This is a genomic window from Paenibacillus sp. MAHUQ-45, assembly GCF_058133325.1.
Genome location: NZ_JBYUPV010000001.1, coordinates 628,251 through 644,564, shown reverse-complemented (window position 1 = coordinate 644,564; position 16,314 = coordinate 628,251). Strand labels below are relative to the sequence as shown.

The following is a 16,314-nucleotide window of genomic DNA, read 5'->3' as shown; positions in this document are numbered from 1 at the left end:
CTTAAATCAAGTTTTTCAATGCATCTGTCTCCAGTTCCTTAATAGCTTGCAGCCGATGAAGAACGGAAAGATAGTCAGCTTTGCGGTTAGAGAACGAGCATTTGGTTAACAACAACTTCAAGCTCATATACATAGTGCTAAGTTCGGTGAACTGTCTATTGGCAACTGTTTTTTTCTCGTCAGGCAGATTGCTGTGAAGGATCGTTTCAAGAAACAGTATACGGGAAGCATACAGCCCGCTAACAACAAGACAAGAGGCCATTTCCATCATGATGCTCTTAACCTCCGCAACACTTTCCCCGTTCATCACGGAAGATACATCATTGGCTAATCTGTTATAGTGGTCAATACCGATACTATTGGGATATAAATAATTTTTAATGGATTGTTCAATACAGTTTTTCCGTTCATTTTCAGTTAACTGCTTAACATTTACTTGCTCCAGAATGAAAACCGTGGACTTGTTTATATAATCTTCACTAACGCCAATCGTTCCTTCATATGTAGAGGGAGGTAATGTTGGAATGTAAGAATCACTGATGTATAATTGGCTTCCATCCAAGCCTAATAGATTAATATAATGGTTGGTATGTACGGTTATTTTCGTTTTGAAAAGCGGAGAGTAGGTTAGACACCTGCTGTCTATGTGTAAAATTACTCTCTGCTTAGCCGCTAACGCGCTAACTATCTGTTCACGTTGGTGTGCTGTATATCTGATCAAGCGAATGCCCAGTCTTGAGCAATTTTGATCGATAAACCACTTAATAGGACTTGTGATCCCCCCCAATGAGAGGTCGTATTCAGTGTTCAGCATGTTATCGCAGCAAATCAAATCCGATTCAAGGATATTCACTCTTAAAGCGGACATCTGATTTCGAATACTACCTGTCAGACAATAATTAGATAGTTTTGTTGTATACTTATTTTGTGAAATATCAGTAATATTAACCAACTCCATCAATTACACCGATTATTTTTCATTCTATTTTTATTGTGCGGAGCCTTTCCAGCCAGTATAAAGTTCGAGCTTACAGATAAAGATTGTGAAATTTCGTACAATATTCCCGAAAAAGCTCCCTTTTTCCTCATTTCAATTCATACTAAAACTTAGAAGAAGTCTCTAGCTGCTCTGTAAGCGTACTCTCATAGGATTGCTAATTCCCCTTAAGCACTTAATCTTTGAGCATAATACTGTGTATACCATTCCATTCATACAGCATTGCAGCACCTGCCTTAAGTATGCAGTCACATTAACTACCAGGAAATCCCTTTTTATTGTATAATAATAGATAATATAGTTCTATTAGGTATATAAATCAACATATGTAACATAATTGTAAAATAATACTTCATAATATATTACAGTCTAATGAATTTAGAACATTTTATGAATTATTTTGAATTATCCTGAAACCTTGCTTGTTCTAGCTTAGCCCTAAGTCAAAAAAGTGAACAAAAAAACATGCCCCCTAATCACTTTGGAGACATGTCATATTGTTCATTATAGTTTGTTCAATCTAATAGACCTAACCGTTCACTTCTTGCCTTCCCCGCGCACAGGTGAAATCAGACAGTAGGCCATACCGACAAAGACGCCTCCGCCAACAATATTGCCGAGCGTTACGGGAATCATGTTGTGCAGCCATCCTGCCAGCGAGATAGTTTCAGGGTGGCCTGGAAGGAGCAGGGCCAGACTCAGCAGCGTCATGTTGGCTACGCTATGCTCATAGCCGCTGGCGATGAACGCGAACAGACACCACCAGATCAGCACCAGCTTGGCAGTCTCACTCTTGGCTCGCGAGGACATCCATAGGGCCAGACAGACCAGCCAGTTACAAAGAATGCCGCGGAAGAACAGCTCTGCGTATGGTAGACTCATTTTTTTGGCAGCAGCCGTAAAAATCAGATGTTCAGCCGGAGCCGCCTTGAACAGTCCCGTTCCTTGAATCAGAAGGGCAAGAACCACAGCACCTGCCAGATTGCCAAGAAAGACGATCACCCAGTTCTTCAGGGTATCCCCAATGCTAGTTCTGCCTGCAAGCGTGCTTGCTGTAAAAAACATATTATTCCCGGTAAACAGCTCCGAGCCCGCAAAGACAACAAGGGTCAGCGCGATCCCGAAGGAAGCTCCCATAATCAGCGATTGAAATGGTGACTTGAGTGCTGCCAGTGGCGCTCCAAGTGAAAAGATTAGGATAATGCCGATCCCGACATAGGCCCCGGCCAGCAGTGCTGCCAGAAAATATTTGGGCAGACTTTCATTCATTTTATCGCGTTTATAAACAGCTGCTTCAACGATATTCTCCACATTTTGTGCAAACATACCTATTCCCCCCGCTGTTTCTGATTCACAATACTTATCACGCTTAATCGATCAGGCTACACGCGGACCTTCACCTTATTGTCTTCGGTCTGAACGGAATAGGTTGCGACTCTGCCCTGATCTGGTGCCTGAACCTCGCCGGAGCGCAGATCAATCTTCCAATCGTATAGTGGATCATACAGGTAATAGCCGGATACGATTCCTTCCGCGAGCGGTCCGCCCTTCGGATGAGGGCTGCGGTTCTCCACAGCATAAAAAGTCCCGTCAGAGGTACGGAAAACAGCCAGCTCAGTCTGCCCCGCCCTCACTACCCGACCGATTTGCGGCAGAAAATCCTGCACTTCGCCGATCGCATATTCCTGCTTCGTCATTTCCATCGTTCTCGCTCCTTTTTCGCATTCATTCATATTCCGGCCGGCCTGTATTCGGCTAGATCTTTGCCGTCTCGAACAGAGCCGAGCGGGTGCTGTCGTCGTTCAGCATTTTTTTCCAAGGATCGGTAACCTGGGCCAGGGCAAAATCAATTCGTGCCGCCAATTCCTTACGGTTGCTCTCATTCTCCAGAATGACGTTCTGAATGTTCTCAAGTCCCATTCGCTCTACCCACTCGGACGTTCTCTCCAGATAGTTGCCAGTTTCGCGGTAATACTGCATCACAGCGGAGCACACTTTAATCAATTCCTCATCGGTTTTGACCTTGCAGAATGAATCCGCAATCCGCGGCTTAATCCCGCCGTTGCCCCCGATAAAGACCTCCCAGCCACCATCATTGCCGACGATGCCGATATCCTTGGTGCAGGATTCCGCACAGTTGCGCGGACAGCCGTTGACGGCCATTTTAAATTTTGCCGGGAAGTCGAGTCGTTCGTACTTGCGCTCCATCAAAGCGCCCATGCCCATGGAATCCTGGGTGCCGAAACGGCAGAACTGCGATCCCACACAGGTCTTAACGGTACGTAGCGATTTGGCATAACCATAGCCGGAAGGCATATCGAGCTCTTCCCACACCTTGGGCAGATCTTCCTTCTTCACACCGATCAGATCGAGACGCTGTCCGCCAGTGACTTTGACCACTTTAACGTCGTACTTGAGGGAAACATCGGCGATTTTCTTCAAATCCTCTGGTGTCGTCACCCCACCGTACATCCGCGGAATTACAGTATAGGTGCCGTCCTTCTGGATGTTGGCCCCCATTCTCTCATTGACGAAACGCGATTCCTTCTCGTCCTCATACGTATCGGGATATGTCATACCCAGGTAATAGTTAATAGCCGGCCGGCACTTGGAGCAGCCTTCCTCCTGAGTCCAGCCCAGTACATGCATGACCTCTTTGCTGGTCTTCAGACCTTTCGCATGAATCTCTGCTACGATCTCATCCCGGCTTAAGGAGGTACAGCTGCAAATGCCCTGTTTGGCACTTTGCTGGAAGCTATCACCCAGTACAAATTGCAGAATCTGCTCAACTACAGGCTTGCAGCCGCCGCAGGAGCGTGTTGCACCCGTGCAAGCCTTAATCTCGTCCACAGTCGTGAAACCATTCTCGGTCACAGCGTCTACTATCGCCTTCTTGGTTACACCATTACAGCCGCAGACAATCTCTTCATCGGCCATGGACTCTACTGACAAGCCCTTTTTGGCATCACCATTTCCGCAGCAGCCAGTGCCCATAACCTCCGCATAGATATCATCCGTCATTTCCGCGCCTTGCTTCACAAGCTTCTGCAAGTTAGCCGATTCTGTCACATCTCCGAACAGGACTGCGCCGACGATAATATTGTTTTTCAGCAAAATCTTCTTGTATGTTCGTTTCCATTCATCTTTGGCAGAGATCACCGTATGTTCGGGGGTATCTATGAATTCGCCAGCAGAAAATACATCCACACCGGAGATTTTCAGCTTGGTCGACACCACGGAACCTTCATATGGCTTCGTGTCCACACCGCACAAATGCTTTGCAAGTACCATCCCCTGCTCAAACAACGGTGCGACGAGACCATAACATACGCCCCGGTGCTCCGTACACTCGCCCACAGAATACACTCCCTCTGCAGAGGTTTGCAGATAGTCATTCACAACAATTCCGCGGTTTACTTCAAGATCACTATCCTTCGCCAATTGCACGTTCGGCTTAATCCCGACAGCCATGACGACAAAATCAGCTGCTAACTCGCTGCCATCGCTGAAGCGTAGGCCACTTACCCGCTGCTCACCAGTCAGCTCTACCGTCTGCATGCCCATCGCAAATTTCACACCCTGACGCTCAAGCTCAGCTTGCAGCATTGAAGAGGCACTCCGGTCAAGCTGGCGCTCCATTAAATCTTCCATCAGATGCACGACTGTAACATCCATGCCCAGATTGACCAGACCTTTAGCCGCCTCCAAACCGAGAAGCCCCCCGCCAATCACAGCTGCTTTGTTGTACTGCTGAGCTGCTGCTAGCATAGCCTCACAATCTGCAATATCGCGGAAGCCTACTACCCCTTCCTTGTCGCTGCCCGGCACCGGTAGAATGAACGAATTCGATCCCGTTGCGATGATGGCTTTGTCGTAGGGAATCACCAATCCGCTATCTGTGTGGATCTCCCGTGACGCTGTATCGATACGCGTAGCCGTTGTTCCTGTATGCAGTGTAATCCCATTGTCCTCATACCAGTTCCAATTATTCAGGATAATGTCCTCGGTGGTCTTACTGCCTTCCAGAACATAAGAAAGCATGATACGGTTGTAATTAGGGTGAGGTTCACTACCAATTACGGTAATCTCGTACGCGCCACCAAGCTTTAAAATCTGCTCCACAGTGCCAATTCCGGCCATCCCGTTGCCGACTAATACTAACTTTTCTCTGTTTGCTGTCATAGTTAGATGCCTCCTCTATGCTTCTGCGTGCTCTCTAGATATTTCCTAATAATGAAAGTATACATTTCAAATTTAAACCGCGATGGTGATTGCAGTCACAGTAAATGTGAATGTTTTCACATTATATTCAATAATGATTCCTCCATAAAAATAAACCCTTGTTAGCACAACAGAAATAGCCAGACCCCCTATTTCTAATAGGTGATCTGGCTGTTATGTATTGTTATTATCGTAGTCCTAAGGAAATCTCCAACTCATCCATCGGCCGAAGCTTCATGTCCATTCCGTTGTCCATCAGCTTTTTGCCATTTACGCGCAAATGCCATATTTCACTGGTCAGTGACGTATGTCCTTTCACTGCCTGAATCCTCTGGTTGTCTTCTGACAGTTGAATCATTCCGCAGTTTTTCAGCAGGCTTCTGACGGAGAGATCACTTGTAAAGCTCATCACATACATATGTGTCAGGCTCTCTTGTTCACTTCCACCGTTCACGTATAGGAAGACTGATTCCGGTTCTTTGCCTCCGGCATCCGACTTTGCCATAATAACAAGACGTGCATTATCATGAACTGGGCTACTCTTCCAATTCGTATTACTGATAACCTTACCGTCCATTTGCACTTCCCATTCCATTTCTGGCCCCAGGGACACATTGGTTACAGCGAGGATCTTCATTCCGTCTTCTGCAAATACAGCAGCACCGCTGTCCTGCAGCAGTTCAAGAATCGTGATTCCCTTTCTATAAGTGCCGCTTAACAATCTTTCCGTGCTGTCAGCCAGCTCTTTGTCACCAACCATTAAGGAGAATGTCGGTCCCTCAGGACCTGTAATAACTTCTGCTTTGGTTCCTAGGACAGAGGAACATCCACCTAAAGTCATAATAATGAACAAACCTAGCAACAAACGCCCCAACCCTCTCATGGGCATTTCCGGCACCGCCCTATCTTCCCGACGACAACATCCGCTAGTAGTGTCTCAGGCTGTAATCACTTCGTATTCCGTCTCCCTTTAGGATAACCGAAGCCAGCCACGTTCTCAATGTAAAATCAGGAGATTATACCTACTGATAGTATAAAAAAGAGTCCCCGAAGGGGCTCTTTGCAGTTCTACTTCTATTGATATCTGGGAAATAAGATATTGTTCTCCAGATGAATATGTTCAAATGTCATCCCTTCTAACTCTTCCAGACGTGCATAGGTCAACCGGTACGTGGTGCACGCATGTTCCGGAGGTGTGAAATCATCAGTAATTCTGCGAATCTGCAGTAAAATATCGCCTGCAGCATCATGCTCGCCTTCCAGTTCATCCAGCGCTGCACGCAATTCTGTCAAACTAGCTTTTCCCGAATCAGCATCATATGCCAAAATCCTCGGGAACTGTGCATCCTCTTCCTTGGCTGTATGATCAAGCAATTCGTCCATCAGCTTGTGGAACAGCGCGTGCATTTGGGCCAAATGCGGAGAGTCTCCGCCATGAACACGAAATACTTTGTTGACATTCTGTGCAATCAGGGGCAACTCCTGGCGCAGGTACTGATGATGCTTGTTCACAATATGCTCGATTAGTTCAGAGGAAGAAGCGTGGTTCCACACCGTTTCTTCTTCCAGAACCGGATGTTCCTTCAGCATTTTGTTCAGATCGGCCAGTACAGCCTCCTTGTCCAATCCCCGTTCAGTGACAGCTTCCCCAAGTGGTTTGGCTCCGCCACAGCAGAAATCGATACGGTTAGCTTTAAAATAATCCGCAGATTTAGGAAATTGTAGTACTACATCTCTTACCCATGTTTCAGTGCTCAAATTGATTTCCGGCGTTGGCCGGGAGGCTGTATCTTTATCCATAGGTTGTCTCATCGTCATTTGCGGGTTCCTCCTTCGGTTGGCAGTTCGGGTTGTTCTCCCCTTCTACCTTACCCCCGATAGAAACCTTGACTTGTGATTTAACACACAGCAATTAGATCATTTTATTGAACAAAGGCCTGCATATACGTACGCTTGCCTTTGGCATCCTTCACATAAGGGCCAAGTCCGGCAAACCGGGCATGATCCATATAAACACCAGTCATCCAACGTCCTTCCGTCAGCCCACCATCCCATTGAAGGACCACATCGGGTGCCGAAATCCACTCCTGGTATACACGAATATGTTGATCTTTATACTCTTTACAGGGCTTCGAAAGCTCATGTAAAGGAACTTGGCTCAGATAGGTTGGCACGAAGTAAGAGGAAATCGTATCCAGGTCCTCTTCAGTCAAAAAGGGCTCAGCGCCCAAAAAAGGTTCGAACAATACCGTATCCTCATACAAGGACCAGATTACAGCCTGAAGTACCATGCTTTGTCTGATGCCATTGTGGAACTTGTACTGCCGTTGTACACCCGATGGCCGGACTTCAGCCGGTGGTGACGTAGATTCCAGACAATGACGTTCACACCCAATACATTTCCAGCCTGTCGGGCCTTGGATCCACTTTTGAAAAACAGTTCCGCCATCATTATCCCCCTTATAAAGGGACGATATAATGTTGTAGGGCACACCGATCCACGCATCCCACAAGGACTGGGGAAGATGGCTGTGAAGCATAAACAGTGTCTTGTCATAAATAAGCTGCACCTTGATCGAAGCAGCTTCCAGCTCGGCAACATCCTTTTTTCCATACGTTATTTCCCGGGAAAACAGGGTAGTCTTCATCTCCTCGCCTCCTGATTGTTATGCTGAATCTAAAGCTTACATCTCAAGCAGCTACCGGAAGTACCCGGGCTGTTTGCAGAACTTTACGCCGGACTACAGGCAAAACTCAATGGGTAAGCGATCCATCAGGGACTGGGCAATGTTTTTTCTATTATATTACATAAAGCATTAAATCGTGCAATACTTCTTTATCCAATTTTTAGATAGATGATGAAAAACCCCCTTCTTCAATAATGGAAGAAAGGGGCAGTCAACAGGACGTATTGCCAGGGCTAAGCTACTCGACCCAGCTCTCGGCCCATACAGAAATTTGTTCCATGACAGGTTCAAGCGCACGGCCTTTGTCTGTCAATTCATACTCGATGCGTACCGGAGTTTCCGGGTAAACATGACGTACCAGAATGCCTTCACATTCCAGATCCTTCATCCGCTCAGACAGCATCTTATCGCTCATCGAAGGGATCAGACCCGAAATATCTTTAAAGCGCTTTGGTCCGCTCATTAATGTCTGGATAATAAGTCCATTCCAACGCTTGCCCAGAAAAGAAAAGGCTGTCTCGAATCTCGGACACAGGGCTAGTTGATGTTGTTCCATTGTTCTCACCTCTCACTAATAAAACTTACTATTAGTTAGTATATAAAATTTTACCACACTTCAACCCTAATGAACATCGTTTGCCAAAAAAAAGTTAACACTGACCTAATAATTTCCGGTTTTTGCTACTCTCCGTTACCCTGTGCAGACGCCTGTTCCGCGATCGCTTCAGTGACTACAAAGGCCAGATCATCATTGCCGTACAGCGACAAAACGCCCAGCACCGTATCATTCGAGATGAATCCGGCTTCTTCCTCCGGTACCGTTAAGGAGAGCGCATGATGAAGAGCTGCATTATTCTCCTGATGCGGGTAGGCCTGCAAATACAAGGCATGCGGGTCTAGCTTATTATTCACGCACCACTGGGCAAAGACAAGAATCATCATTTCTTCATCACGCTTGTAACTCTCAATAATCTGTTCTTCCATTTGTTTACGCTGGTCATCCATCGTATGTCTTTCCCCTTTCTATTCTCCTCAATCCGTAAGCTCTTCCGCTAGTCTATGGCTTGCCAATACGGCTGCGGCTGCAATGCCGCATTGCTCTGGAGTATCGATATGACTTAGAAAATCTTCCACCGCGCCGCTAAAGCCTCTTCTCTGAAGTATGGTGTCCCAGCTGCCAAAGCCCAGACTGCGCGGCAAGCCATCCTTTTCATAGAGTACCGCCGTTTCCAGATTCACTACTTCCGCTGATCTGCCATTCCCATGTAGCTCCAGCTTCCCCAGATCAGTCCCGGCATCCCGGACCATACTGAACATCCCTGACGCTTCGCTCTTCCAACTGAGCAGACCCGTGGATTGTAGCAGTTGACCCTCGTCGTTGCTCTGTAGCATAGAGCGTAATAGCTCATAGTCATTACCGCACAGCCATAGCAGCAGATCCAGCATATGTATCAGGTCATCATACACCGTCTCCCGGCTGCTGCCGGACTGAAGCTGTGTACGATGCTTAACAGCCGTACAGTGGCTGATGCCGCCACCTTGCTCCAGCCAAGCCTTCGCCCCTACATACAAAGGAGCATATCGGCGGTTAAAGCCTACAGCCAGCAGAACTCCCTGCGCCTGGGCAAAACGGGCCATTTCCTGCGACTCCTTCAGGTTATAGGAGAGCGGCTTATCTACATAGACCGATACTTTGCGTTCAAGACATTCCATAACGATATCATAATGGGTGGGTGTTGGGCTATGCACAAATACGGCATCCACATTCCAGGACAACAATTCATTCAGATCTGTAGTACCTTGGGGAAAACGATATGTCTCCACCGTATCCTGAACAGTTCTCGATGAACGGCTGAGCACGCCCGCCACCTCGGCTTGCGGATGGTTAGCCAGCAGCGGCAGATATACTTTGCGCGCAATGCCGCCAATTCCGACCAACGCAACTCTTTTTCGATCAGGAGCTATTATCATTGCTTGAGCTATCCCCCTCTTGAAGTCAGGATGTTCATCCCGTATGTACTCTTCCAGCTATTATACCTTGAACTGATACGCCGACAAATGACCTTTGCTTCAATATTTTCGTTTTTTTCAGTATGATGAGATGAAGAGATGGAGGAAAGGGCATATTAAGATGAGAAAATGGTTGCCGATTCTGTTGTATGTTGCGGGCATAGGTGCCGCGTTTATTTACAGGAATGATATCCTGGACTGGATGAGAGATGTTCAAAATCCGATTTTGTCGGTGGGATTGGCCACTGTGCTCGCCTTATTCCCGGTTGTGCCCTACAAGGCTGTCATCGGATTATTCGGTTATGTATATGGAAGTTTTGCAGGTGCGCTTATCTGCTGGTTAGCGACGAACCTGGCCGCAGCCCTGATGTTTATTGGTGTAAAGTACTGGTTCCAGGGCAGGGCCAGAGCCTATCTGGCCTCTATTCCCTCACTTGAAAAGTTCACAACTACTGTGGAACGTCGTCCCTTCGCCTCTGTCGTATTGGCCCGGCTGCTACCAATCATCCCGCAGACTGCGGTTAATGCTTACGCCGGAGCGGCAGGCCTGCCCTTCTGGAGCTTTCTGCTGGCATCGGCCTTAGGCAAAATCCCTGGTATCGCCCTGTTTGCGTATCTTGGCGGGACTGGGCTGAGCAATCCGGGCAACGCCATTGTCGCTATCCTGCTGTATGTAGTTGTGATTGGCCTAGCAGGACTGTCATTACGCAAGCGTCCAAATGGGATTTGATGGAGGCAACTGCTGGCAGGCGGCCCATATTTGTTTTATAATTAAATTGTGATCTATTTAATTGCATTATCTGAATGGAGGGATATTAATGAGTGAAGTTCACAACAATCATATAGAATCCAAGACGGAACAAGCCACTTTCGCAGGTGGATGCTTCTGGTGCATGGTATCCCCTTTTGAGGAGCTGCCGGGCATTATCAAAGTAGTCTCCGGCTACACCGGCGGCCATACAGAAAATCCTACGTATGAGCAAGTATGCTCCGAAACCACGGGTCATGTGGAAGCGGTGCAGATTACGTTCAATCCTGATATTTTCCCGTATCGCAAGCTTCTGGAGCTGTTCTGGCAGCAAATCGACCCTACCGATGAAGGTGGGCAATTCTACGACCGGGGAACTTCCTACGGCACAGCGATCTTCACCCATTCCGAGGAGCAGCGGGCCGAAGCCGAAGCTTCCAAAACCGAGCTTCAGGAAAGCGGTCGCTTCTCCAAGCCGATCGTTACGCCGATCCTCCCAGCGTCCAAGTTCTACCCGGCCGAAGAATACCATCAAGGCTATCACCACAAGAATCCGGGGCATTACATACGCTATCGTAAGGGCTCTGGCCGGGATGCTTTTATCGAACAACATTGGTCTCATAAAGAGGACGAGGAAAGCCTGAGAGCACGTTTGACTCCGCTTCAATATGAAGTGACACAAAATAATGCTACAGAGTCTCCTTTCCGCAACGAGTTTTGGGATCACCACGGGGATGGCATTTACGTAGACATCGTGTCCGGCGAGCCGTTGTTCAGTTCTGAGGACAAATACGACTCCGGCTGCGGCTGGCCGAGCTTCACCCGTCCGATCCGTGATTATTCTGTCAAGGAAAAGACCGACCTCAGCCATCTGATGGTCCGTACGGAAGTCCGCAGTAAAGAAGCCGATTCTCACCTCGGCCATGTATTCAACGACGGCCCAGGCCCTAACGGCCTGCGCTACTGCATCAACTCCGCAGCACTGCGCTTCGTGCCCAAAGAAGATCTTGAGGAAGAGGGCTACGGGGAATATCGCGTACTTTTTCCGCAAGCTTAACGTAGGGAGTAGGAGTAGGGCTTGAGCATGGTCAGGGCTTGAGTTTGAGTTTGGGCTTGAGCTTCAGTATGGGTCAGTGCTTCAGTATGGAGCCGAGCTTCAGTATGGTCTGAGCTTCAGTACGGTCTGAGCTTCAGTACGGTCTGAGCTTCAGTATGGGTCTGAGCTTCAGTATGGTCTGAGCTTGAGCATGGTCTGAGCTTAAGCATGGTCTGAGCTTAAGCATGGTCTGAAGCTTCAGTTTGAGTCTGTGCTTGAGCATGGGGCCGAGCTTCAGTATGGTCTGAGCTTGAGCATTATTCTAAGCATGAGCACAACTAAAATTTTCGACATATAAGTTCAGGAGCTATTAAGCTGTTCACAACCACCATCTAGTACGATTAGCTGATCGACCTTTATGTCTTAACAGTAGTACCAAAACAAAGCCGCCAAGCCTCACGAAACACGTGAGACTTGGCGGCTTTTTAGTCTAAATGCGCGAACCTAGGAAATCTGTGACTTTATATATGCGTATATGGATGTATAGTAATATAGATTTTCGTATTTTATTGTAGGATTGGTTAAGTGTTTGGCGAATTCATTGAGCAGGCATGAAAATGGTGAAGTGATACAGATTCAAGCTCGGGTTCGGGATACGAAATTTAGGATTCTGTATTCCGAAAACAACCTCTACTGAAGATCAGCCCCGTGCTGATGAGCTAACTGGAAATTTTCAGACTGTTGAGAAAGTTGTTGTTTTAAGAAAATCCATAATTAAACCCTTGATTAATGAACCTATCTCGAAATCAGGACTGGTTCTTGTTCCAGCTGGTAACGGACCTCAGATCCGTTATTTCCTAACAACTGACCGTCCCAGAAAATAACGGACTCCAGAGACGCTATGAGCAGAAATCGGGTGTAAAATCCACGTTTTGGGAGGAAATAGCGGCACCTGAGTCCGTTACATGTTCCAGAAGCTGCTTGATGTGTAAATAACGGCGCTGGGGTCCGTTAGCCCCCATGCATACGTCTCCAACCTTCTGAAGCAGTGGTTTTGACATGCATTGATGATGAAGCTGAGCCTGATTTATAAGGCTATTTCGCATCAACAATCGTAGAGAATGGTGTTTCTCGACAGTCTGAGTTTTTCCAGTTATTTTTCAAGTGAGCATGGTCTGATCTTTGTCGGCTAATTCTTCGTTACTGTTTTATCCCTCAGCCTGCTCTCCGTTCGGCACAACACTCAACAATGTAGCGTCTTATATTCCAACTTAGCTTCCGCAACATAAATAGCAGGTCCACGTCCCAGGTACAAATTTCTCACCCTCATACTTTACTTTTTATCCTGGTTGTCATTATCACGACTGTCAGTAGGATCAGCACCGCCCTGTGTCGATTGCGGATCTTCCGATTGCGCATGCTCTACCTTTGGCTGCGCTTGCTCCGCTGTTGATGAGGTCTGCTGAGCCTTGGGTAGTGCTTGCTCCACCTTAGGCTGTGTCTGATCCACCTTCGCTTGAGCCTGTGGAATCTCCGGTGACGGTTGCCGGATTTCCGGCGCATTCGGTTGCTTTCCTCCCAGCTGCCGATTGGCGTCTCGAATCAACTGGGATTGCTCGTCGTGGCCACGCTGTCTTCTTTTACGGAAGGCGAAGACGATTATCAGAATAATGGCTGCAGCTATCAATATGGGCAGGGCACCAGCTAGGATCACCACAATCCACTGAAAGGTGACGGACAATGCATTCAGACTGCCACTCAGCGCCTGTGATGCGCGTGTGCCAAGTGGATCCTGACCCTTTTTCTTCATCACATCTAAACTTGCGTCCGTTTGGTACAAGCGCAGCTCTACAGTTGAAAACGAAACATTCTGATCAATATAACGCATTCTCCCTTTTATCCGTTCAATCTCCTCCTGGATGGAACCCAGTTCGTTGGCAAACGCGACAAGGTCGGCGGGCTTGGTCGCTTTTTTCATAAATTCGGTGTATTGAGCTTCCATCATCTGCTTAGCCTTCAGTCGGGATTCAAGATCTACGTATTCTTCAGACACGTCCTGCCCCTGGATACTACGCTGGAGTTTCACATGCTTCACTTTCTCAAGATTACTCAGAAAAGACGAGAAGCCGGATGCCGGTACTTTCATAATGAAATTCCCACCTTGCTCGTATTCAGACATATTCTCATCAAATCCAATGATATAGCCTTGAGCAAGAGTAACCATATTTCGTACTTCTGTCTGAGCCTTGGCGTAGTTGTCCACTTCCATGTTCAGGTTGGCTTTATAGATCAGCTTCTTGTTCAATCCAGCTACAACATCGCTGCCAGTAAACCCGGCACCCGTTTTCCCGGTATCCACTGCCGAAGAATCTTCTGCGGAATCCGTACTACCAGCTCCTGATTCTCCCCCGGCTTTGACAGCCGAATCAGCATCGACACTCGATTTCTCTGCTACCGGAGATGTATCACTAAGTGTCTGACTTTCAAACTTACTCACTGAGTTAGCCGTACCCGAATCCGCAGCCACATTGTTACTCTTGTGATCAGCCGAGCCGCAGCCCGTGACGACAATAACCAGAATCAATAACCATACTCCATACAACCCCCATTTTCGCATCATCAAACCCCCATAATTTAGTAGAATACTTCTATGTATCCCTGACGATTCCAGAAGATGGAATGTTGCATGACTATTAAATGTTTTGCATATATTGATCCAGAGTACCGGGTAAAAACAAAAAAAGCAGTACCCGGATCTGGATACTGCTGTTTGCGAACAATCAGTTTGTTTGGTACAATTACGGTGTCTTAACAGACAAATAACACCAAAAACCCTCACATCCATTCAGATGAGGGCATGGTTCTGTTCGGACAAGCTCCACCTTGCCGAGCAGGGCATTCCATTTAGCGATGAAGTCATTTTACTAAAGGGGAGGTGAACCCTTATGGCAAAAGACGTAATCTGTGAAGTCAACTCCTGCACGCACTGGGCAGCGGAGAACAAATGTCAGGCCGATTCCATCTTCGTTGCTTTCCACAGCTCCAAGGAACCAACACGTGCGGAAGAAACTGATTGTAAAACATTCGAGAGCAAGTAAGCTATTCAGAAGGAACCCTCCACGGTTCCTTCTTTTCTCATTTATTCTATCAAGAATGAGAATTATTATCAAGTGTATCATTAAAAAAAGAATCCCTAATAATGAAGGTGTCCCAAACGCCAGGAGGTGTATGGTACCCCTTTTACAATCTATACAACCTTGCTTACTACTGTAGGCTCTTGCTTGTCTGCTAACTCTTGCCCACCTGATGCATTCTCTCGCTCCCCTGTTGTATGTACTCGATTGTATCTGTTCCTCGCCCACTCCATGCTCTGACTCTTCTGCTGTGCCCATACTCGCCTTCCCCTACGCCCTTACTCACCTGCTGGATGCTCTTACTCCCCTTTTTCACTCCCTGCTCACCTACTGGTGTTCTGCGAAAATAAAGTCGTAGACTGCCTCTTTTGTTGTTCAATTATCGTTTCCCGTTAGCTTAATTGGAAAAAAATAAAATTATAACGCTAAGCATGCGCTAGTACAGGTACACAGAACTTTGAATTTTTATCTATGGCAAAGTTAGCCTTAATAAATAGCATATCGTCATTATTATCCATCGGCTCATACTGAGCTTTCTCAGTGAATTGATCTGGTGTGAAATGAAATTGAATACTCTCTGTCTGTTCATTAGCAATTCGGTTAAGTAAACTATTTATATGAACATCATCTTGACTAACTATATCGTATAGATGAAGCGTATGACCTTCTTGCTGATAGACGATAATAGCTTCGTCCTCTTGCGAGTAATAAATTGATTCGGGAAACACATTTAAAGCGTAAAACATAAAAAGTCCTTGGTTATTGCTAACACCAAATTGTCCTGAAATAGGTTTGCGGGACAAAACCATTCGTTTGATAAATTCCAAGTCTTCTTCATTGGAACAATTCAGCTTGCATATGGTGGAATCCTCATTTGGAACGGGATTAAATTTCAATTTGAATTGCGATTCACCAAAGGATTCAAATCCGAATTTCGGATAAAAGTTAATCGCAGTACTATTAGCGAATAAGAAGAAGATATCACATTCTTGCTCGTAAATATTAAGAACATGATTCATCAATGCTCTAGAAAGCCCTTTTCCCCTGAAATCAGGGTGAGTAATAACTGTTCCAATTTGAATCGCTTTCTTGTTTAACCCATTAATCACTACGTCCATTTTGCTGACAGAAACATTAGCGATGACTTTACTATCTCTAAGAAATGAATAGCAGATATAACGATCATCCCAGAAACCTTTCTGATACCAAACTTCAAAGTTAATATCAAAAGCTAAAGTCGTTAGTTGATTAAAACTATCTCTGTAAGCCTTATTATCTTTGTAAGCGGAAACTAGGTCTATTCCAACTTCTATATTTTCATTTAAAAACACAAATATACCCCCTATCGTATTTATGATAAGTAGCTTCAATTTTACCACATCAAAGCACTATCGGTTACAGTAAATAACAATTATAACCAAACTCCCTATTGGCTTAATGAAGCATCGTCAGTATAATACTTTATTTCCTCCTTACAACCG

16 protein-coding genes are annotated in these 16,314 nt (G+C 46.4%); 3 read left to right on the top strand and 13 right to left on the bottom strand.

From position 1 onward, the window contains the following. Position 1: 1 nt before the first annotated feature. The 10 genes from AC3Y23_RS02885 to AC3Y23_RS02840 form a co-directional block, all read right to left on the bottom strand. Entirely contained in the window at positions 2-958 is a 957-nt protein-coding gene (locus tag AC3Y23_RS02885) for a hypothetical protein (protein WP_379195402.1), read from the bottom strand. 576 nt (positions 959-1,534) lie between these two features. Continuing rightward, the gene (locus AC3Y23_RS02880) at positions 1,535-2,323 is read right to left on the bottom strand and encodes a formate/nitrite transporter family protein (RefSeq protein ID WP_379195400.1); all 789 of its coding nucleotides are present in this window, start codon (positions 2,321-2,323) and stop codon (positions 1,535-1,537) included. Between the two features lie 56 nt (positions 2,324-2,379). Beyond that, positions 2,380-2,700 (bottom strand): nitrite reductase small subunit NirD, encoded by a 321-nt coding sequence (gene nirD / locus AC3Y23_RS02875; RefSeq protein WP_379195398.1) that lies wholly within the window; start codon positions 2,698-2,700, stop codon positions 2,380-2,382. A gap of 52 nt (positions 2,701-2,752) precedes the next feature. Next, complete coding sequence (gene nirB, locus AC3Y23_RS02870) at positions 2,753-5,179, bottom strand: nitrite reductase large subunit NirB (protein WP_379195396.1); 2,427 nt, start codon at positions 5,177-5,179, stop codon at positions 2,753-2,755. 226 nt (positions 5,180-5,405) lie between these two features. Further along, positions 5,406-6,101: a hypothetical protein gene (locus AC3Y23_RS02865; protein ID WP_379195394.1), complete on the bottom strand. Its 696-nt coding sequence runs from the start codon at positions 6,099-6,101 to the stop codon at positions 5,406-5,408. A gap of 191 nt (positions 6,102-6,292) precedes the next feature. Then, a complete protein-coding gene (ric, locus tag AC3Y23_RS02860; protein WP_379195760.1) occupies positions 6,293-7,018 on the bottom strand; it encodes an iron-sulfur cluster repair di-iron protein in 726 nt (241 codons plus the stop codon). A 122-nt stretch (positions 7,019-7,140) separates the two neighbouring features. After that, on the bottom strand, positions 7,141-7,866 hold the full coding sequence (locus AC3Y23_RS02855; protein ID WP_379195392.1) for a hypothetical protein: 726 nt from the start codon (positions 7,864-7,866) through the stop codon (positions 7,141-7,143). 277 nt (positions 7,867-8,143) lie between these two features. Beyond that, entirely contained in the window at positions 8,144-8,461 is a 318-nt protein-coding gene (locus AC3Y23_RS02850; protein WP_379195390.1) for a winged helix-turn-helix transcriptional regulator, read from the bottom strand. A gap of 125 nt (positions 8,462-8,586) precedes the next feature. Then, positions 8,587-8,910 (bottom strand): protein YxiS, encoded by a 324-nt coding sequence (locus AC3Y23_RS02845; RefSeq protein ID WP_379195388.1) that lies wholly within the window; start codon positions 8,908-8,910, stop codon positions 8,587-8,589. Positions 8,911-8,937: 27 nt separating this feature from the next. Beyond that, positions 8,938-9,876: a Gfo/Idh/MocA family protein gene (locus tag AC3Y23_RS02840; protein ID WP_379195386.1), complete on the bottom strand. Its 939-nt coding sequence runs from the start codon at positions 9,874-9,876 to the stop codon at positions 8,938-8,940. A 160-nt stretch (positions 9,877-10,036) separates the two neighbouring features. On the opposite strand from AC3Y23_RS02840, the gene AC3Y23_RS02835 reads away from it, so the two are divergent. Then, positions 10,037-10,645 carry a TVP38/TMEM64 family protein gene (locus AC3Y23_RS02835; RefSeq protein WP_379195384.1) on the top strand — a complete coding sequence of 203 codons (609 nt, stop codon included), beginning with the start codon at positions 10,037-10,039 and terminating at the stop codon, positions 10,643-10,645. 88 nt (positions 10,646-10,733) lie between these two features. Next, positions 10,734-11,720 (top strand): peptide-methionine (S)-S-oxide reductase MsrA, encoded by a 987-nt coding sequence (msrA, locus tag AC3Y23_RS02830; protein WP_379195382.1) that lies wholly within the window; start codon positions 10,734-10,736, stop codon positions 11,718-11,720. Between the two features lie 1,312 nt (positions 11,721-13,032). On the opposite strand, the gene AC3Y23_RS02825 is transcribed toward msrA, so the two are convergent. Next, positions 13,033-14,316, bottom strand: a complete 1,284-nt coding sequence (locus AC3Y23_RS02825) for a DUF4349 domain-containing protein (RefSeq protein ID WP_379195380.1) — start codon at positions 14,314-14,316, stop codon at positions 13,033-13,035. A 328-nt stretch (positions 14,317-14,644) separates the two neighbouring features. Between AC3Y23_RS02825 and AC3Y23_RS02820 the strand changes: the two genes are divergently transcribed. Then, a complete protein-coding gene (locus AC3Y23_RS02820) occupies positions 14,645-14,797 on the top strand; it encodes a DUF1540 domain-containing protein (protein WP_379195378.1) in 153 nt (50 codons plus the stop codon). 190 nt (positions 14,798-14,987) lie between these two features. Here the strand turns inward: AC3Y23_RS02820 and AC3Y23_RS02815 are convergent, their stop codons facing one another. Both AC3Y23_RS02815 and AC3Y23_RS02810 read right to left on the bottom strand, forming a co-directional pair. Beyond that, complete coding sequence (locus AC3Y23_RS02815) at positions 14,988-15,212, bottom strand: hypothetical protein (protein ID WP_379195376.1); 225 nt, start codon at positions 15,210-15,212, stop codon at positions 14,988-14,990. Between the two features lie 46 nt (positions 15,213-15,258). Next, on the bottom strand, positions 15,259-16,164 hold the full coding sequence (locus AC3Y23_RS02810) for a GNAT family N-acetyltransferase (protein WP_379195374.1): 906 nt from the start codon (positions 16,162-16,164) through the stop codon (positions 15,259-15,261). Positions 16,165-16,314: the final 150 nt, after the last annotated feature.